This window comes from Pseudomonas sp. Sample_11 (genome assembly GCF_004307505.1).
GTDB lineage: Bacteria > Pseudomonadota > Gammaproteobacteria > Pseudomonadales > Pseudomonadaceae > Aquipseudomonas > Aquipseudomonas atacamensis.
This window is the reverse complement of record NZ_RCOD01000065.1, coordinates 1-17645: the sequence shown is the minus strand read 5'-3', so window position 1 is coordinate 17645 and position 17645 is coordinate 1. Positions and strand designations below refer to the sequence as shown.

15 protein-coding genes are annotated in these 17645 nt (G+C 60.2%); 7 read left to right on the top strand and 8 right to left on the bottom strand.

The genetic code is table 11. The features are described 5' to 3' along the window. Positions 1 to 171 precede the first annotated feature (171 nt). From D8U60_RS18215 to algW, 3 genes are all read right to left on the bottom strand, one after another. On the bottom strand, positions 172 to 891 hold the full coding sequence (locus D8U60_RS18215; RefSeq protein ID WP_130900635.1) for a DUF4198 domain-containing protein: 720 nt from the start codon (positions 889 to 891) through the stop codon (positions 172 to 174). A gap of 12 nt (positions 892 to 903) precedes the next feature. After that, positions 904 to 3009, bottom strand: coding sequence for a TonB-dependent siderophore receptor (locus D8U60_RS18210; RefSeq protein WP_130900634.1), 2106 nt, complete (start codon positions 3007 to 3009; stop codon positions 904 to 906). A gap of 88 nt (positions 3010 to 3097) precedes the next feature. Next, positions 3098 to 4255, bottom strand: coding sequence for a Do family serine endopeptidase AlgW (gene algW / locus D8U60_RS18205; RefSeq protein ID WP_016770590.1), 1158 nt, complete (start codon positions 4253 to 4255; stop codon positions 3098 to 3100). A gap of 104 nt (positions 4256 to 4359) precedes the next feature. Between algW and D8U60_RS18200 the strand changes: the two genes are divergently transcribed. From D8U60_RS18200 to cysN, 3 genes are all read left to right on the top strand, one after another. Further along, positions 4360 to 5118 (top strand): Nif3-like dinuclear metal center hexameric protein, encoded by a 759-nt coding sequence (locus D8U60_RS18200; RefSeq protein ID WP_024011629.1) that lies wholly within the window; start codon positions 4360 to 4362, stop codon positions 5116 to 5118. A 243-nt stretch (positions 5119 to 5361) separates the two neighbouring features. Next, a complete protein-coding gene (gene cysD, locus D8U60_RS18195; protein ID WP_016771664.1) occupies positions 5362 to 6279 on the top strand; it encodes a sulfate adenylyltransferase subunit CysD in 918 nt (305 codons plus the stop codon). 9 nt (positions 6280 to 6288) lie between these two features. Beyond that, positions 6289 to 8187: a sulfate adenylyltransferase subunit CysN gene (cysN, locus tag D8U60_RS18190; RefSeq protein WP_130900633.1), complete on the top strand. Its 1899-nt coding sequence runs from the start codon at positions 6289 to 6291 to the stop codon at positions 8185 to 8187. Between the two features lie 233 nt (positions 8188 to 8420). On the opposite strand, the gene D8U60_RS18185 is transcribed toward cysN, so the two are convergent. Genes D8U60_RS18185 through D8U60_RS18175 form a run of 3 tightly spaced genes read right to left on the bottom strand, consistent with a single transcriptional unit; the run spans position 8421 to position 11804 of the window. Then, positions 8421 to 9326: an acyltransferase gene (locus D8U60_RS18185; protein WP_016771662.1), complete on the bottom strand. Its 906-nt coding sequence runs from the start codon at positions 9324 to 9326 to the stop codon at positions 8421 to 8423. Continuing rightward, a complete protein-coding gene (gene pta, locus D8U60_RS18180) occupies positions 9327 to 11426 on the bottom strand; it encodes a phosphate acetyltransferase (protein WP_024011632.1) in 2100 nt (699 codons plus the stop codon). Between the two features lie 51 nt (positions 11427 to 11477). Continuing rightward, positions 11478 to 11804 (bottom strand): DUF3565 domain-containing protein, encoded by a 327-nt coding sequence (locus tag D8U60_RS18175; protein WP_082530248.1) that lies wholly within the window; start codon positions 11802 to 11804, stop codon positions 11478 to 11480. Here D8U60_RS18175 and D8U60_RS18170 point away from each other — a divergent pair. From D8U60_RS18170 to D8U60_RS18160, 3 genes are all read left to right on the top strand, one after another. After that, positions 11773 to 12258 carry a peptidylprolyl isomerase gene (locus D8U60_RS18170; RefSeq protein ID WP_016771661.1) on the top strand — a complete coding sequence of 162 codons (486 nt, stop codon included), beginning with the start codon at positions 11773 to 11775 and terminating at the stop codon, positions 12256 to 12258. The genes D8U60_RS18175 and D8U60_RS18170 overlap by 32 nt on opposite strands. A 123-nt stretch (positions 12259 to 12381) precedes the next feature. Further along, the gene (locus D8U60_RS18165; RefSeq protein ID WP_122610823.1) at positions 12382 to 12864 is read left to right on the top strand and encodes a glutathione peroxidase; all 483 of its coding nucleotides are present in this window, start codon (positions 12382 to 12384) and stop codon (positions 12862 to 12864) included. A 195-nt stretch (positions 12865 to 13059) separates the two neighbouring features. Beyond that, entirely contained in the window at positions 13060 to 14163 is a 1104-nt protein-coding gene (locus tag D8U60_RS18160) for an NADH:flavin oxidoreductase (RefSeq protein WP_122601853.1), read from the top strand. Positions 14164 to 14290: 127 nt separating this feature from the next. On the opposite strand, the gene D8U60_RS18155 is transcribed toward D8U60_RS18160, so the two are convergent. Further along, positions 14291 to 15490: a glycosyltransferase family 1 protein gene (locus D8U60_RS18155; protein ID WP_130900632.1), complete on the bottom strand. Its 1200-nt coding sequence runs from the start codon at positions 15488 to 15490 to the stop codon at positions 14291 to 14293. A 40-nt stretch (positions 15491 to 15530) separates the two neighbouring features. Further along, a complete protein-coding gene (gene cysZ, locus D8U60_RS18150) occupies positions 15531 to 16283 on the bottom strand; it encodes a sulfate transporter CysZ (protein WP_038861129.1) in 753 nt (250 codons plus the stop codon). Between the two features lie 312 nt (positions 16284 to 16595). On the opposite strand from cysZ, the gene trxB reads away from it, so the two are divergent. Further along, positions 16596 to 17558 carry a thioredoxin-disulfide reductase gene (gene trxB, locus D8U60_RS18140; protein ID WP_016771656.1) on the top strand — a complete coding sequence of 321 codons (963 nt, stop codon included), beginning with the start codon at positions 16596 to 16598 and terminating at the stop codon, positions 17556 to 17558. Positions 17559 to 17645: the final 87 nt, after the last annotated feature.

Below are 17645 nucleotides of genomic sequence, written 5' to 3'. Positions count from 1 at the left end.
CCCTCTCCCAGAGGGAGAGGGGACTGAATGGGGAATATTGGAGAGGCTCACCGACTTGAACGATTTGTATTGAATCCATAATCAACTCGGTCTTTCAGGTCGATGTATCCCGCAAGACAACTCGGTCAGCTCCCTCTCCCTCTGGGAGAGGGCTGGGGTGAGGGTGTGCTTTTATTCGTGATGCGGCTCGCCAAGGAATGTCAGCGAACTGAACAATCCACGACTGTTCACATCCACACTGTCCTTCACCGGCACTTCAACCTGCGCCGCAATCACATTCAACCCTTCATTACGCACCAGCACCTGCGCACGCCCATCCTTGTCGGTCTCGGTGCTCAGGGTGTTCGGCGCGCTGCGGTAATCGCCATACACCTTCACCCCCGCCGCCGGTTTGCCATCGAGCAGCACCCGCACTGGTAACGATTTACCCGGCCCGACCGTCAGCGGATCGACCTCCGGCAGGATCAGCAGTTTGATCTGCTCCAGTTTCGGCAACTTCGCCCCCGGCTGATAGATCGCCAGGCTGTACTTGAACGTCTGCGTGGCCTCGGTGGCGCCGGGCACTTTGCTGCGTCCTTCGTTGATCCACTTCTTGTCCGCCGTCTGCGACCACATGCCGTTGTTCAGCGCCACGGCCAGCACCGCCGGTGGCTTCAATGGTTTCAAACGGGCATGATCGGCCAGGCGCTCGACGCTGACCGGGATCATTTTGCCGCTTGCGTCATAAGCCCAGGCACCGCTGATTTTCTGCGGTTTGAAGGCGTTGTCTTCGGCGCCGTGACCGTAGACCACTTCGATGTTGCTGCGTCGCTCCTCTGTCCACAGGCCGTGCGCCGACACCTGGCCGGTGAACAGCGCAGCGATGAGCAGAAGGGATTTGCCGTAGTGCATGGTGACGTCCTTTTACAGGTTGAGTGTCAGGCTGACGGTGAAATTGCGTGGCTCGCCGGGGTTGACCCAGTAGTTGCTGTAGGAGCGCTCGTAGTATTTTTCGTCGAAGATGTTGTTCAGGTTCAGGCCGAGCGTGACGTTGTCGCTGGCCTTGTAATGCGCGAGCAAGTCGACGGTCTGGTAGGCCGGCAATTCGAAGTCGCTGCCGGATTCGCCCGAGCGATCGCCGACGTAGGTGAACGCTGCACCGACGTCTGAACCGCGCAGTCGGCCATCCTGAAATTCATAAACACCCAGCAGACTGCCGCTGCGTTTAGCCACGCCGAGGATGCGGCTGCCGGTAGGAATGGTCGCGTCGCCCTTGGTCACCTCGGCGTCGATGTAGGCGAAGGCGCCGATGACCCGCACCGCGTCGGTCACCTGGCCGCTCACTTGCCAATCGAAACCCTGACTGCGCGCCTTGCCCATGGCGCGGCTGGTGTCGGTGCCCGGATCGAGGGCGAGAACGTTTTCCTTGTCGATGTGGAAGAAGGCGAGGTTGCTGCTCACGCGCTCATCGAACAGTTCGTTCTTGATCCCCACTTCGTAACCGACGCCTTCTTCCGGGTCGAAGGATTTGCCGGAGGCATCCAGGCCGTTGTTCGGTTTGAACGAAGTCGAGGCGTTGGCGAACAGGCCGGTGTTCGGCGTGAGCTGATAGAGCAGGCCGGCGCGTTGAGTCAGTGCGTCGTGGCGCTGCTGGCTTTTGGCGTTGCGGCTGTGATCGTCGATGCGCTGATCGAAATGCTCGAAGCGCGCGCCGACCATGCCGCGCAGCTTGTCGGTGAAGATGATCTGGTCCTGCAGATTCAGCGCATGACTTTCGACGTGTTCGAAGAAGTCGGTGCCCGAGCGTGCGCCGTTGGGTTTCGGCTGGCCGTAGACCGGCTTATAGATGTCGATGGCGTAGGGGCCGCCAGCAATGGTGGTGACGCGTTCGTCCTTGCGGTAATTCTCGTATTCGGTGCCGATCAGCAATTCATGCTGCCACGGCCCGAGGTCGAACAGACCGCGCAGTTCCAGTTGGGTGATGCTGTCGTGCCAACTCGTATCGCGTTCGCGCAAGCGGCGATTGACCGTGTGGCCGTCGGCGTTCAGCGGTCGTGCTTCGGAAGCGTCGCCCCAGAGCTTGCCTTCCTTGTAGTGACTGGCCAGGCGCAGTTTCCAGCTGTCGTTCAGATGGTGCTCAAGGGTGGCCTGGAGCAGGTTGTTGTGGTTGTCGATGTTGCCGTCGTTGGGCTCGCCCAAGAACGTCGAACGGGACACGCCGCTCCACTTGTTGTTCGGCGCCACCACGCCACGATCAAACGTCGAGTTGTGACGGACGATTTCGCTTTCCACCAGCAGCGAGGTGTCCGGGTTCAACTGCCAACTGATTGAGGGTGCGACGAATACCCGCTGGCTGTCGACGTGGTCGCGAAAGCTTTTGTTGTCTTCTACGGCGAGGTTGATGCGCGAGAGCACATTGCCCTGATCATCGAGGGGCGTGTTGACGTCCAGCGCGGTGCGGTAGCGATCCCAACTGCCGGCGCTGGTCTGCAAAGTGGTGAACGCTTCGGGCTGCGGCTTCTTGGTGACGATGTTCACCGTGCCGCCGGGATCACCCCGGCCGTACAGGCTGGCGGCCGGGCCCTTGAGCACTTCGATGCGTTCTATATTGGCCGCATCTGGCGTACTCGGATAACCGCGATTGGCACTGAAGCCGTCCTTGTAGAACTCCGAGGTGGTGAAGCCGCGCACGCTGTATTCGTACAGGGTCAGGCCGCCGAAGTTGTTCTGCTTCGATACGCCGCCGGCAAAATCCAGCGCGCGTTCAACGCTGGTGCTGCCCAGATCCGAGAGCACACTGGCCGGAACCACGCTGATGGCTTGTGGGATATCGCGAATCGCCGTGTCGGTTTTGCTCGCACTGGCCGAGCGGGTCGCGCGATAACCGCTGACCGGGCCGGTGGGTGATTCGTAGTCGGAAGTGACGCTGATGGCTTCCAGCTCAACGGGCTGCGGCTCATCGGCGAAGGCGGGATCGCAGAGCAAACCCAGAGTCAGGCCCAGCAGCGAGGCCTTTTTACGAGACGACATGTTATGTTGTTCCAATTGCTAGAATTGAAACAATATAACATGCCTGTTGAGAATGTCTGTTATTCGCGTCACTGGCGCGAAAACATTTTTACTCTTCTTTTTCTTTCACCGGTGCCGGCGGTGGACGCAGGCCGATTTCAGCGGTCAGCTTCAGCTCCTTGCCGTTGCGCATGACCTGAATCGTCACCTTGTCGGTCGGCTTGATCCGCGCCACCTGGTTCATCGAGCGGCGACCATCGCCGGCCGGCTCGCCATCGATGCTCAAAATCACATCGCCCAGTTGCAGGCCGGCTTTCTGCGCCGGGCCGTCACGGAAGATTCCGGCAACGACAATCCCCGGGCGCCCGGACAAGCCAAACGACTCCGCCAGTTCCTGAGTCAGCGGTTGTACTTCGATGCCCAGCCAGCCGCGAATCACCTGACCGTGCTCGATGATCGATTTCATCACTTCCATCGCCAGTTTCACCGGGATGGCAAAACCGATGCCTTGCGAGCCGCCGGATTTGGAAAAGATCGCCGTGTTGATACCGGTGAGGTTGCCGTTGGCGTCGACCAGCGCACCGCCGGAGTTGCCCGGGTTGATCGCCGCATCGGTCTGGATGAAGTCTTCGTAGTTGTTCAGCCCCAGCTGATTGCGGCCGGTGGCGCTGATGATGCCCATGGTCACGGTCTGGCCGACGCCGAACGGGTTGCCGATGGCCAGCGCAACGTCGCCGATGCGAATGCTGTCGGAGCGGCCGACGGTGATTGCCGGGAGGTTTTTCAGGTCGATTTTCAGAACTGCAAGGTCGGTTTCCGGATCGCTGCCGATCACCCGTGCCAGCGTTTCGCGACCATCCTTCAATGCCACGACAATCTGGTCGGCGCCGCTGGTGACGTGGTTGTTGGTGAGGATGTAGCCTTCCGGGCTCATGATCACCCCGGAACCGAGGCTCGATTCCATGCGCTTCTGTTTCGGCGAATTGTCACCGAAGAAGCGGCGGAACTGCGGATCCTCGAACAAGGGATGCGCCGGTTTGTTGATGACCTTGGTGGTGTACAGGTTGACCACCGACGGCGCGGCGATGCCCACTGCATCCGCATAGGACACTGGCCCCTGCTGCACGATCGTGGTCTGAGGGGCCTGTTGCAGATTGACGTCGAGGCTCGGCAGCCCGACCCACTCGGGGTAACGCTGAATAATCAACAGAGCGATAAGCACACCGGCCAACAGCGGCCAGCCAAAAAAACGCAGCGCCTTGAGCATTAAGCACGTTCCTGGAAAGGTTGCAGGCGAGGTCAGACCGCCCATAATGTCGCGCATTATACGAGGCCGCGCGCGCCTCTGAACGGGATATTTAGGAGTCTTTCATGGCCGTTGCCCTCAGCACCCTCGTCGAAGAAGCCGACCGTTACCTGGGCAGTGCGAAAATTGCCGATTATTGCCCCAACGGATTACAGGTCGAAGGCCGCCCGCAGGTGATGCGCATCGTCAGTGGCGTCACTGCCAGCCAGGCGTTGCTCGATGCCGCCGTCGAAGCCGAGGCCGACCTGATCCTGGTCCACCACGGTTATTTCTGGAAAGGCGAAAATCCTTGCGTCACCGGTATGAAACAGCGCCGCTTGAAAACCCTGCTCAAGCACGACATCAGTCTGCTCGCCTATCACCTGCCGCTGGATCTGCACCCGGATGTCGGCAACAACGTGCAACTGGCGCGTCAGCTCGACATCACTGTCGAAGGGCCGCTCGACCCGAGCAATCCGAAAGTCGTCGGGCTTGTCGGTTCACTGAATGAGCCAATGACTGCGCGGGATTTCGCGCGCAAGGTGCAGGAAGTCATGGGCCGCGAGCCGCTGCTGATCGAAGGCAGCGGCATGATCCGCCGCGTCGGCTGGTGCACCGGCGGCGGCCAGGGTTATATCGACCAGGGCGTGGCGGCGGGCGTTGATCTGTTCATCAGTGGCGAGGCCTCCGAGCAGACTTTCCACAGTGCACGGGAAAACGACATCAGCTTCATCGCCGCTGGCCACCACGCCACCGAACGCTACGGCGTGCAGGCGCTGGGTGAGTATCTGGCGAAGCGCTTTGCCCTTGAGCACATCTTCATCGATTGCCCGAATCCGATCTGACCCATCGTTCGCTGTGTAGGAGCTGCCGAAGGCTGCGATCTTTTGATCTTGATCTTTAAAAACAAAATCAAAAGATCGCAGCCTTCTGCAGCTCCTGCATGGGCCGGCGCGCCCAAACGAGTGGGCATATTCATATACCCTTTCGATCTAGTTGGCGTCCTGATTAGAAGAGGTCGCTGTGCTAGGATTCTTCGCTCGAACACGGCCCGCTGGCCGTTCATAAGAAAGCTTTCGTGAGTAGCCATGGTCGACAAACTGACGCATCTGAAACAGCTGGAGGCGGAAAGCATCCATATCATCCGCGAGGTGGCCGCCGAGTTCGATAACCCGGTGATGCTGTACTCCATCGGTAAAGACTCCGCCGTGATGCTGCACCTGGCACGCAAGGCGTTCTTCCCGGGCAAACTGCCGTTTCCGGTGATGCACGTCGACACCCGCTGGAAATTCCAGGAAATGTACAAGTTCCGCGACAAGATGGTCGAAGACTTGGGCCTGGACCTGATCACCCACATCAACCCCGATGGCGTGGCGCAGAACATCAACCCGTTCACCCACGGCAGCGCCAAGCACACCGACATCATGAAAACCGAAGGCCTGAAACAGGCACTCGACAAGCATGGTTTCGACGCAGCGTTCGGCGGCGCCCGTCGCGATGAAGAGAAATCCCGCGCCAAAGAGCGCGTGTACTCGTTCCGCGACAGCAAACACCGCTGGGACCCGAAAAACCAGCGTCCGGAGCTGTGGAACGTCTACAACGGCAAGGTCAACAAGGGCGAATCCATTCGTGTATTCCCGTTGTCGAACTGGACCGAGCTGGACATCTGGCAGTACATCTATCTCGAAGGCATTCCGATTGTGCCGCTGTACTTCGCCGCCGAACGCGAAGTGATCGAGAAGAACGGCACGCTGATCATGATCGACGACGAGCGCATCCTCGAGCACCTGTCCGATGAAGACAAAGCGCGCATCGTGAAAAAGAAAGTGCGGTTCCGCACCCTTGGCTGCTACCCGTTGACGGGCGCGGTGGAGTCCGAGGCCGAAAGCCTGACGGACATCATTCAGGAAATGCTCCTGACGCGAACTTCCGAGCGCCAGGGCCGGGTCATCGACCACGATGGCGCAGGCTCGATGGAAGACAAAAAACGTCAAGGCTATTTCTAAGGGGCTGTCATGTCGCACGCATCTGATTTGATCAGCGAGGACATCCTCGCCTACCTGGGCCAGCACGAACGTAAAGAGCTGCTGCGCTTTTTGACTTGCGGTAACGTCGATGACGGCAAGAGCACCCTGATCGGGCGCCTGCTGCACGACTCGAAGATGATCTATGAAGATCATCTCGAAGCCATTACCCGCGATTCGAAGAAGTCCGGCACCACCGGTGACGACATCGATCTGGCATTGCTGGTCGACGGGCTGCAGGCCGAGCGTGAGCAGGGCATCACCATTGATGTCGCTTACCGCTATTTCTCCACCGCCAAGCGCAAATTCATCATCGCCGACACCCCCGGCCATGAGCAGTACACCCGCAACATGGCCACCGGTGCGTCCACCTGTGACCTGGCGATCATTCTGGTCGACGCCCGTTACGGCGTGCAGACCCAGACCCGTCGCCACAGCTTCATCGCTTCCCTGCTGGGTATCAAACACATCGTCGTCGCCATCAACAAGATGGACTTGAAGGACTTCGACGAAGGCGTGTTCGAATCGATCAAGGCTGACTACCTGAAGTTCGCCGAAGGCTTGAAGATGAAGCCGACCAGCATGCACTTCGTGCCGATGTCTGCCCTTAAAGGCGACAACGTGGTGAACAAGTCCGAGCGCTCGCCGTGGTACACCGGCCAGTCGCTGATGGAAATCCTCGAGACTGTGGAAGTGGCGGGCGATCGCAACTTCACCGATCTGCGTTTCCCGGTGCAGTACGTCAACCGTCCGAACCTGAACTTCCGCGGTTTCGCCGGCACCCTGGCCAGCGGCATCGTGCACAAGGGCGACGAAGTCGTGGTGCTGCCGTCGGGCAAGAGCAGCCGGGTGAAATCCATCGTCACCTTCGAAGGTGAACTGGAGCACGCCGGCCCAGGTCAGGCGGTAACCCTGACCATGGAAGACGAAATCGATATCTCCCGTGGCGACCTGTTGGTGCATGCCGACAACGTGCCGCCGGTCACCGACAGCTTTGAAGCGATGCTGGTGTGGATGGCTGAAGAGCCGATGCTGCCGGGCAAGAAATACGACATCAAACGCGCCACCAGTTACGTGCCGGGCTCGATCGCCAGCATCGTCAACAAGGTCGACGTCAACACTCTGGAAGAAGGCCCGGCGAGCGCGTTGCAGCTCAACGAAATCGGCAAGGTGAAGATCGCGCTCGACGCGCCGATCGCCCTCGACGGTTACGAAAGCAACCGCACCACGGGCGCATTCATTGTCATCGATCGCCTGACCAACGGCACCGTTGGCGCCGGCATGATTGTCGCTCAGCCAGTGGCCCATGGCACTGCAACCCACCACGGCAAATTGGCCCACGTGGCGACCGAAGAACGTGCCCAGCGCTTCGGCCAGCAACCGGCCACCGTGCTGTTCAGCGGTCTTTCGGGCGCGGGCAAAAGCACCCTGGCTTATGCGGTCGAGCGCAAGCTGTTCGATATGGGCCGCGCGGTGTTTGTCCTCGATGGCCAGAACCTGCGTCAGGATCTGAACAAAGGTCTGCCACAGGATCGCGCCGGGCGTACCGAGAACTGGCGTCGTGCCGCGCACGTGGCGCGTCAGTTCAACGAAGCGGGGCTGCTGACATTGGCCGCGTTCGTTGCGCCGAGTGCCGAAGGTCGCGAGCAGGCCAAGGAACTGATCGGCCAGGATCGCTTGCTGACGGTCTATGTGCAGGCGTCGCCGATCGTGTGCGCCGAGCGTGATCCGCAAGGTCTGTACGCCGCTGGCGGCGATAACATTCCGGGCGAATCCTTCCCGTACGATGTGCCGCTCAATGCCGACCTGGTGATCGACACGCAGTCGCTGAGCCTGGAAGAAAGCGTCAAGCAAGTGCTGGAGCTGTTGCGTCAGCGTGGCGCGATCTAAGGTAGAAGCAGCGACAAGCTTCTAGCTGCAAGCGGCAAGAAAAAGCCCGCCGGTGAGTGATCATCGGCGGGCTTTTTTTGTGCCGGGTGATCGTTCCCACGCGGAGCGTGGGAACGCCTCATTGGACGCTCCGCGTCCGCTTCGGCAGGGACGCGGAGCGTCCCGGGCTGCATTCCCACGCGGAGCGTGGGAACGATCAACTGTGGGAGCGAGCCTGCTCGCTCCCACAGGGGTCAGTGTTTGGGTGGATACTCGCGGTGCATCTGCTCCAGCAACGCATCCTTGTCCAGCCACAGTTGATTGATCCAGCCCTGAAACTGCAAACGGTACTCGCCGTCCTGGTCGTAGTTTTTGCCGATGAAGGCCGGCGGGATTTTGATTTCTTCAAAATGCACCACCACATCGCGGACATTGCCGCAGAGCAAATCCCAGAACCCCGGACGCCCGGCCGGATAATGAATCGTCACGTTGACGATTGATTCCAGCTGTTCGCCCATCGCATCGAGCACAAAGGCGATCCCGCCGGCCTTGGGCTTGAGCAGGTATTTGAACGGTGACTGCTGCTGCGCATGCTTGCCTTCGGTGAAGCGTGTGCCTTCGACGAAGTTGAAAATCCCCACCGGGTTATGCCGGAATTTCGCGCAGGTCTTGCGCGTGGTTTCCAGGTCCTTGCCTTTTTTCTCCGGGTGTTTTTCCAGATACGCCTTGGAGTAGCGCTTCATGAACGGAAAGCCCAGCGCCCACCAGGCCAGCCCGATTACCGGAACCCAGATCAGCTCCTGCTTGAGGAAAAACTTCAGCGGTTGAATCTTGCGGTTGAGCACATATTGCAGCACCAGGATATCCACCCAGCTCTGATGGTTGCTGGTGATCAGGTACGAGTGCTGATAATCGAGGCCCTGCAGACCGCTGAGGTGCCAGCGGGTGCGCCGTACCAGATTCATCCAGCCTTTGTTATTGCTGATCCACGCCTCGTGGGTGTGGCTCATCAGCCAACCGGCGATGCGCTGGGTAAAGGCAAACGGCAAAGCCTTGACCAGCGCCACGCAGAACAGGAACGAGCACAGCAGAATCGTATTGAGCGCCAACAGCAGCGAGGCGATCACGCCGCGCAACGGTGCAGGGAGAAAGTCCAGCATTTACACATCCATAGGTCGGTTGGCGGCTTGAATCGCGGTGAGCGCGATGGTGTAGACGATGTCATCGACCTGCGCACCGCGCGGCAGGTCGTTCACCGGTTTGCGCAGGCCTTGCAGCATCGGCCCGAGGCTGACGCAATCAGCGCTGCGCTGCACGGCTTTGTGCGTAGTGTTGCCGGTGTTCAGATCGGGGAACACAAACACCGTGGCGCGCCCGGCGACCTGACTGTTCGGCGCCAGTTGCCGCGCCACGTCGGCGTTCGCGGCAGCGTCGTACTGCAACGGGCCGTCGATCAACAGCGAGTTTTGTTGCTCATGAGCGAGCAGAGTCGCCTCGCGGACTTTCTCGACTTCTTCACCGCGCGCCGATTCGCCGCTGGAATAGCTGATCATCGCCACCCGTGGAGTAATGCCGAATGCGGCCGCCGAGTCGGCGCTTTGCAGGGCGATCTCGGCCAGTTCCGCGGCGCTCGGGTGCGGGTTCATCACGCAGTCGCCGTAGACCAGCACTTCTTCCGGGAACAGCATGAAGAACACCGACGACACCAGCGTGCAGCCCGGTGCGGTCTTGATCAGTTGCAAGGCCGGACGGATGGTGTTGGCGGTGGTGTTGATCACACCCGAAACCAGGCCGTCGACCTCGTCCAGCGCCAGCATCATGGTGCCGATCACCACGGTGTCTTCCAGTTGTTGCTCGGCCATCGGTGCGTTGAGGCTTTTGCTCTTGCGCAGGGCGACCATCGGCTCGACGTAACGCTCGCGGATGTGGTCCGGGTCAAGGATTTCCAGACCCGGCGGCAGCACGATGCCTTGGGCGCGGGCGACCGCTTCGACGTCTTCGGGTTTGGCCAGCAATACGCAGCGGGCGATCCCGCGTTCCTGACAGATCGCCGCCGCTTGCACGGTGAACGGCTCGCTGCCTTCGGGCAACACGATGCGCTTGTTCGCCGCTTGCGCGCGCTGGATCAATTGGTAGCGGAACACCGCCGGCGACAGGCGCATCTCCCGAGGCGTGCCGCAGCGCTGATGCAGCCAGTTGGCGTCGAGGTGGCTGGCGACGAAATCGGTGATGATCTCCGCGCGCTCGCGGTCATCGATCGGGATTTCCTTGTTCAGGCCATTGAGCAGGTTGGCGGTGTCGTACGAGCCGGTGCTCACCGACAACACCGGCAAACCGGCCTGCAACGCGCCCCGGCACAGGTCCATGATGCGCGGGTCGGGCAGGGTGTCGCTGGTCAGCAGCAGGCCGGCCAGCGGCACACCGTTGATCGCCGCGAGGCTGACGGCGAGGATGATGTCGTCGCGATCGCCCGGCGTCACCACCAGCACGCCGGGCTTGAGCAGCTCGACGGTGTTGCGCATGGTTCGTGCGCAAATGATGATTTTGCTCATGCGCCGGGTTTCGTAGTCGCCGGCATTGAGCACTTGCGCACCCATCAGGTCGGCGACGTCGCGGGTGCGCGGCGCATTGAGTTCAGGCTGAAACGGGATGCAGCCAAGCAAGCGGAAATCACCGCTGCGCAGCAACGGCGAATGTTCCTTCAGACGCGTGGCGAAGGCGTCCATGCTTTCGTCGGTCTTGACCTTGTTGAGGATCACCCCGAGGACCTTCGGGTCCTTCGGGCCGCCGAACAATTGCGCTTGAAGCTCGACGCGGCCAGAAAGCTCGGCGAGCACTTCGTTTTCCGGCGCCGAGACCAGAATCACCTCGGCATCCAGGCTCTTGGCCAGATGCAGATTGACCCGCGCGGCGTAACTGGCGCTGCGGGTCGGCACCATGCCTTCTACCACCAGCACATCCTTGCCGACCGCCGCCTGCTGATACAGGGCGATGATTTCTTCGAGCAGTTCGTCGAGCTGACCGTCGCCGAGCATGCGTTCGACGTGCGCCAGCCCCAACGGCTGCGGCGGTTTCAGGCCGTGGGTGCGCGCCACCAGTTCGGTGGATCGCTCAGGGCCGGTGTCGCCCGGGTGCGGCTGGGCGATCGGTTTGAAGAAGCCGACCTTGAGGCCGGCGCGTTCAAGCGTGCGCACCAGCCCGAGGCTGATGGAGGTCAGACCCACGCCAAAATCGGTGGGGGCGATAAAAAAAGTTTGCATGGGAATTCTCTATGCAAGGGTGTCAGCCTATGTCTGGCCGACTACCGAAATTCAGTCGCCAAGGTTATCGCTAACCGAGCCTTGTGCACACCAACCGCAGGCAAAGGGTTGACCTGTTTTTTCAATACGTTGCGCCGGATCCAGGACCCAGGCACGGGTTTGCCACGGCGGCTGGTGGCGCAGGTGCTGGGTGTGGCCACAGGAAAGCTCGACCACCCAATGGCCATCTTCGTCCTGATGGAAGCCGGTGATGGTCGAAACCCGTTTGTCCGGGTTGTGGTCGCTTTCACGCGATTGCTTCGCTAAACTTGGCCTTTCTATATTCTTATGCAAAAGGTCTCGCCCCATGCTGATCGCCGCCAATAAGGCTGTCTCCATCGACTATACCCTGACCAACGACGCTGGTGAGGTCATCGACAGCTCCGCCGGCGGCGCTCCGCTGGTTTACCTGCAAGGCGCAGGCAACATCATCCCGGGCCTGGAAAAAGCCCTTGAAGGCAAAGCTGTCGGCGACGAGCTGAAAGTAGCCGTTGAGCCGGAAGATGCTTACGGTGAATACGCCGCTGAACTGGTCAGCACCCTGAGCCGCAGCATGTTCGAAGGCGTTGACGAGCTGGAAGTCGGCATGCAGTTCCACGCTTCGGCGCCGGACGGCCAGATGCAGATCGTCACCATCCGTGATCTGGACGGCGACGACGTCACCGTTGATGGCAACCACCCTCTGGCCGGTCAGCGCCTGAACTTCGAAGTGAAGATCGTTGATATCCGTGACGCCAGCCAGGAAGAAATCGCTCATGGTCACGTCCATGGCGAAGGTGGCCATCACCACTGATTTTCTGCGCTAAGCTTCGAGTACTGGAGAGGCGCCTGTGGGCGCCTTTTTAGTCCGCGGCTGTCCTTGGTGGCCTCGCCAAGTGGCTGTTTCGAGTAGAACACGAGAATCCTGGAGTTCGGCATGAGTGCTTTTCACGACCTTAAGTTGACAGCCCTGGATGGTCAGGAGCTACCGCTGGCGCCGTTCAAGGGCCAAGTCGTGCTGGTGGTCAACGTGGCCTCCAAATGCGGCTTGACCCCTCAGTACGCGGCACTGGAAAACCTCTACCAGCAATACAAAGATAAAGGCTTTGCTGTGCTGGGCTTGCCGTGCAACCAGTTTGCCGGTCAGGAGCCAGGCTCGGAAAAAGAAATCCAAGAGTTCTGCAGCCTCAACTATGGCGTGACCTTTCCGTTGTCGAGCAAGCTCGAAGTCAATGGCCACGAGCGGCATCAGTTGTATCGCCTGCTGGCGGGCGAGGGCGCCGAGTTTCCCGGTGACATCACCTGGAACTTCGAAAAGTTTCTGCTCGGCAAGGATGGCCGGGTGCTGGCGCGGTTCTCGCCGCGTACGGCGCCGGATGATCCGACGATCGTGCATGCGATTGAAAAAGCGCTGGGCTGAAAAGCAGGATCAAAAGATCGCAGCCTTCGGCAGCTCCTACAGGGGGACCACAAATCCCGTGTAGGAGCTGCCGAAGGCTGCGATCTTTTGCTTTTCATTCTTTTAATCCTTAATCACCAAAATCAATAATGCTGTTCAAAGGCTCCGGCTCTTCATATTATCGCCGTCATAAAGCGATCGCCATGGAGCCTCTCGATGCCCGTTCAAGCCCTGTTCAAACCGTTCCACCTCGGTGCCCTCGAACTGCCGACCCGCGTGGTCATGGCGCCAATGACCCGTTCGTTTTCGCCGGGCGGTGTGCCGAATTCCAAAGTCATTGAGTACTATCGCCGTCGTGCGGCCGCCGGGGTTGGTCTGATCATCACCGAAGGCACCACCGTCGGCCACATCGCGTCCAACGGCTATCCTAACGTGCCGCAATTTTTCGGTGACGCGCCGCTGGCCGGCTGGAAAAAGGTTGTCGACGCCGTGCACGCCGAGGGCGGCAAGATCGTCCCGCAACTGTGGCATGTCGGCAGCGTACGTCGCCTCGGCACCGAGCCGGACGCCAGCGTGCCGGGCTACGGTCCGTCGGAGAAACTCAAAGACGGTCAGGTCGTGGTTCACGGCATGACCAAGCAGGACATCCAGGACGTGATCGCTGCGTTTGCCCAGGCTGCCAAAGATGCGCAAAGCATCGGCATGGACGGTGTGGAAATCCATGGCGCCCACGGCTATCTGATCGACCAGTTCTTCTGGGAAGGCAGCAATCAGCGCACCGATGAATACGGTGGCAGTCTGGCCAACCGTTCGCGTTTTGCCATCGAATTGATTCAAGCAGTGCGCGCGGCTGTCGGTGAGGGTTTCCCGATCATCTTCCGCTTCTCGCAATGGAAGCAGCAGGATTACACCGCGCGTCTGGTACAAACTCCCGAAGCGCTGGGCGAGTTTCTCAAGCCGCTGTCCGACGCTGGCGTGGACATTTTCCACTGCTCGACCCGACGCTTCTGGGAGCCGGAGTTCGACGGTTCGGATCTGAACCTTGCTGGCTGGACCCGCAAGCTGACCGGCAAACCGACCATCACCGTGGGCAGCGTCGGCCTGGATGGCGAGTTCCTGCAGTTCATGGTCAACACCGACAAGGTCGCGCAACCGGCCAGTCTGGAAAACCTGCTGGAGCGTCTGAACAAAGAAGAGTTTGACCTGGTAGCAGTGGGCCGCGCGCTGCTGGTCGATCCGGACTGGGCGCAGAAAGTCCGTGAAGGGCGGGAGCAGGACATTCTGCCGTTCAGTCGTGAGGCGTTGATGACCCTGGTCTAAGCGGCGCCAGTTCGACCTTTTCGCAAGCAGGCTCGCTCCCACCTTCGACCGCATTCCATCTGAAAGAATGCAGTACCCATGTGGGGGCGAGCCTGCTCGCGAAAGCTGTTTCTATGTCGCCGAAAATCTAAGGTTGTGTCTGCGCCCCAGGCACCACCAGCTCCCCCACACAAGCCCCACGCAAATACCCCTCGAACTGCTCGATGATCGCCGCCCAGCCCTGGCGACTGCCATGCTGCCGCGCATTCAGTCGCACACAACGCAACCGTTCATCTTCCTCCAGCAACCACGCCGCCGCTTCGCAAAACGCCTGCTCATCGCCGGGCATGGCTGACACGCCGTTGTAGCCATGGCGAATATGCTGCGCCGCGGCTGCCTGGTCATAGGCAACGACGCCAAGTCCCGAAGCCAGGGCTTCCAGCACCACATTGCCGAAGGTTTCGGTCAGGCTGGGAAATACGAACAGATCTCCTGAGGCGTAGTGCGCCGCGAGTGCTTCTCCCCGTTGCGCGCCGCAGAAGATCGCCTCCGGCAATTCTTTTTCCAGCGCCAAACGCTGCGGGCCATTTCCGACCACGATCAGCTTCAGATGGCGCTGTGGATAAGTTTCGCGCAGACCTTCAAAGCAGCGTTTGAGCAGGCCCAGATTTTTCTCCGGGGCGAGCCTTCCTACGTGGATGACCGCGATATCTTTGTCAGAGAGTCCCCATTGCTCACGCAACGCGCTCTGACGTTTGCTCGGATGAAATAACTGGCTGTCCACACCCCGCGACAACAACGCCAGCCGCTCGAAATGCCGCCGCTCCAGTTCCAGGCGCTGACTGACGCTCGGCACCAAAGTCATTGCCGAACGATTGTGAAACCAGCGCAGGTAATGAGTGAGCATCCGCGTCAGCAGACCGAGGCCGTACTGGCTGGTGTATTGCTGGAAGTTGGTATGAAAACCGCTCACCACCGCAATCCCCAGGCGCCGTGCGGCGCGCAGTGCCGACAACCCGAGCGGGCCTTCCGTGGCGATGTACAGCACATCCGGGCGCTGGCGTTTCCAACGGCGCAGCAATTTATGCATCGACGACTGGCCCCATTGCAGTCCCGGATAGCCCGGTAGTGGCCATCCGCGACACAGCAACAGTGCATCGTCTTCGCTGCGTTGCGGATCGGTGGCCTGGCGCGGGCGCACGAGCTCCACCTGATGCCCACGTGCGCGCAAACCCTCGCACAAGCGGCCAAGGGTATTGGCCACGCCGTTGATTTCCGGTGGGAAGGTTTCGCTGATGAGGGTGATATGTAGAGCTGTCGTCATGACCTCAGTGTCGGCTGAGGCCATGTCGAGCTTGTTACGGTCGGATGATGGATTTGTGACGCGATCAGTGTTGGATCACCAGATTTTCGGCACCACGCTCGCGCACCCAGAACAACGTCGCCCCGGCTACCGCCGCCGGCATCATCAGGATGTTGACCACCGGAATCAGCAGCACCAGATAGACGATCCCGCCAAAGCTCATGCTCTGCCAGCGCTTTTGCCGCAGCCAGGCGAGCATCTCGTTCCAGCCCAGTTTGTGGTTGTCCGCCGGGTAGTCGATGTACTGGATGGCCATCATCCACACGCCGAATAGCAGCCATAACGGCGCGGCGACGATATTCACCACTGGGATGAACGACAGGATGAACAGGCCGATGGCGCGCGGCAGGAAGTAGCCGAGCTTGCGCATTTCCCGGGACAGGGTGCGCGGGATCATCGCGATCAGTTCGCCCCAGCTGAACGCCGGGAAATCATCAGTGCCGCGCACCACCACTTCAACTTTTTCCGCGAGGAAACCGTTGAACGGTGCGGCAATGATGTTGGCGAGCATGGTGAAGGTGAAAAACACCATCAAGGCCACGAGGACCACGAACAACGGCCAGAGGATATAGCTGAGGAAACTCAGCCATTCAGGCAACGACGGCATCAGCGTGTCGACCCACAGGCTGAACTGGTGGCCGGCCAGATAGATCAATCCGACGAACAGCACCAGGTTGATCGCCAGCGGCAACAACACGAACAGGCGCAGGCCAGGGCTCAGGACCAGTTTGAGGCCTTCGCGCAGGTATTGCGGGCCGGACAGAACAGGGGCGGGCATAAGGTGCTCCGAAGCAAGGGAAAACGCGCCGACGTTACCGGCTTTGCCACAGCGGCGAAAGCGCGGCAGAGCAATCGACATTCACTGTAACAAAGAGGTCTATCTCGTCAGCGTCTCGGCATAGAGACCACCTATGAGCTGGATTGTTAAACCGTATTTCCTTAATCTTGCCCCCCTCGATACGCTGCACCCAACTTTTTACAGGACTGTCGAGTTCAAGCCTTCCCCAAGGTGTCCACGGTCCTTTTTTATTCCGCCGGCCGTCCGGCGTCCGCGCCAGATTTTTCATGGCCGGCCAACAGGAGCAGATTCATGTCTGAAGTCCGTCATTCGCGAGTGATCATTCTCGGTTCCGGCCCCGCCGGCTACAGCGCTGCGGTCTACGCGGCCCGCGCCAACCTCAAGCCACTGCTGATCACCGGCATGCAGGCCGGCGGTCAACTGACCACCACCACCGAAGTCGACAACTGGCCGGGTGATGTTCATGGTCTGACCGGCCCGGTGCTGATGGAGCGCATGCGCGAGCACGCCGAGCGTTTTGAGACCGAGATCGTCTTCGATCACATCAACGCCGTGGACTTTGCAGCCAAGCCCTACACCCTGACCGGCGACAGCGCCGTGTATACCTGCGATGCGCTGATTATCGCTACCGGCGCCAGCGCCCGTTACCTGGGCCTGCCTTCGGAAGAAGCGTTCATGGGCAAAGGCGTTTCGGCCTGCGCGACCTGCGACGGTTTCTTCTATCGCAACAAGCCGGTCGCCGTGGTTGGCGGTGGCAACACCGCTGTTGAAGAAGCGCTGTACCTGGCCAACATCGCCAGCACCGTGACCCTGATCCACCGTCGTGAAACTTTCCGCGCCGAGAAGATCCTGATCGACAAGCTCAACGCCCGTGTGGCCGAAGGCAAGATCATCCTCAAGTTGAACGCCAACCTGGACGAAGTCCTCGGCGACAACATGGGCGTCACCGGTGCGCGTCTGCGCAACAACGATGGCAGCTTCGACGAAATCAAAGTCGATGGCGTGTTCATCGCCATCGGCCACACCCCGAACACTTCGCTGTTCGAAGGCCAGTTGACCCTGAAAGACGGCTACCTGGTTGTGCAGGGCGGCCGTGAAGGCAATGCGACGGCCACCAGCGTCGAAGGCATCTTCGCTGCCGGTGACGTGGCTGACCACGTTTACCGTCAGGCCATCACCTCGGCCGGCGCCGGTTGCATGGCGGCACTGGACACCGAGCGCTACCTGGACGGCCTGCAGAACGCCACGTTCTAAGACCGCAGGGCACAAAAAAACCGGCCAGAGACTCAGACTGTGTGAAAACCTAGCAATCTGCGCAGCGCTCAAAGAAAATGCTCCGTA

What these genes read in the sequence shown, in the direction of transcription:
- D8U60_RS18215 (WP_130900635.1), bottom strand. Translation starts at nt 891, where the DNA reads ATGCACTACGGCAAATCCCTTCTGCTCATCGCTGCGCTGTTCACCGGC.
- D8U60_RS18210 (WP_130900634.1), bottom strand. Translation starts at nt 3,009, where the DNA reads ATGTCGTCTCGTAAAAAGGCCTCGCTGCTGGGCCTGACTCTGGGTTTG.
- algW (WP_016770590.1), bottom strand. Translation starts at nt 4,255, where the DNA reads ATGCTCAAGGCGCTGCGTTTTTTTGGCTGGCCGCTGTTGGCCGGTGTG.
- D8U60_RS18200 (WP_024011629.1), top strand. Translation starts at nt 4,360, where the DNA reads ATGGCCGTTGCCCTCAGCACCCTCGTCGAAGAAGCCGACCGTTACCTG.
- cysD (WP_016771664.1), top strand. Translation starts at nt 5,362, where the DNA reads ATGGTCGACAAACTGACGCATCTGAAACAGCTGGAGGCGGAAAGCATC.
- cysN (WP_130900633.1), top strand. Translation starts at nt 6,289, where the DNA reads ATGTCGCACGCATCTGATTTGATCAGCGAGGACATCCTCGCCTACCTG.
- D8U60_RS18185 (WP_016771662.1), bottom strand. Translation starts at nt 9,326, where the DNA reads ATGCTGGACTTTCTCCCTGCACCGTTGCGCGGCGTGATCGCCTCGCTG.
- pta (WP_024011632.1), bottom strand. Translation starts at nt 11,426, where the DNA reads ATGCAAACTTTTTTTATCGCCCCCACCGATTTTGGCGTGGGTCTGACC.
- D8U60_RS18170 (WP_016771661.1), top strand. Translation starts at nt 11,773, where the DNA reads ATGCTGATCGCCGCCAATAAGGCTGTCTCCATCGACTATACCCTGACC.
- D8U60_RS18175 (WP_082530248.1), bottom strand. Translation starts at nt 11,804, where the DNA reads ATGGAGACAGCCTTATTGGCGGCGATCAGCATGGGGCGAGACCTTTTG.
- D8U60_RS18165 (WP_122610823.1), top strand. Translation starts at nt 12,382, where the DNA reads ATGAGTGCTTTTCACGACCTTAAGTTGACAGCCCTGGATGGTCAGGAG.
- D8U60_RS18160 (WP_122601853.1), top strand. Translation starts at nt 13,060, where the DNA reads ATGCCCGTTCAAGCCCTGTTCAAACCGTTCCACCTCGGTGCCCTCGAA.
- D8U60_RS18155 (WP_130900632.1), bottom strand. Translation starts at nt 15,490, where the DNA reads ATGGCCTCAGCCGACACTGAGGTCATGACGACAGCTCTACATATCACC.
- cysZ (WP_038861129.1), bottom strand. Translation starts at nt 16,283, where the DNA reads ATGCCCGCCCCTGTTCTGTCCGGCCCGCAATACCTGCGCGAAGGCCTC.
- trxB (WP_016771656.1), top strand. Translation starts at nt 16,596, where the DNA reads ATGTCTGAAGTCCGTCATTCGCGAGTGATCATTCTCGGTTCCGGCCCC.